Origin of the sequence: Haliea alexandrii, from assembly GCF_003719295.1 — a bacterium.
Classification (GTDB): Bacteria; Pseudomonadota; Gammaproteobacteria; order Pseudomonadales; family Halieaceae; genus Haliea; species Haliea alexandrii.
Genome location: NZ_RFLW01000012.1, coordinates 1 through 374, shown reverse-complemented (window position 1 = coordinate 374; position 374 = coordinate 1). Strand labels below are relative to the sequence as shown.

Here is a 374-nt window from a genome sequence, read left to right as displayed (position 1 = left end):
GTTATGTGTCGGTCTTCTTAGGCAGCAACTACTAAAGGATATCTATTGCATGGAAGCACTTTCAATTATCGGCCTAATAATATTTATCATAGGTGGGCTGGGCCTTCTCATTGCCGCATTCAAGACGCATATCTTGTGGGGGATAGGCATTATCATAATTGCACCTGCAGCCCTGGTTTTCGTTGTTATCAATTGGGGAGTGGCTAAAAACCCATTCTTATTACAGCTGCTAGGCTTTGTGATTATATTAGTAAGTAGCAATGGGCTGCAGTCCCTATGACAACGCTTAAGACACATAACAAGGCCATGAAACCAGCCATTGAAAAGCATGGCTTGGGACGCGCAAACCGCGCGCGCCCTTTATGGCGGCGTTA

1 protein-coding gene is annotated in these 374 nt (G+C 45.5%); it reads left to right on the top strand.

The features are described 5' to 3' along the window. On the top strand, nucleotides 1-280 hold a 280-nt coding region (locus EGJ68_RS18045), incomplete at its 5' end, for a hypothetical protein (RefSeq protein WP_233248881.1). Nucleotides 281-374 lie beyond the last annotated feature (94 nt).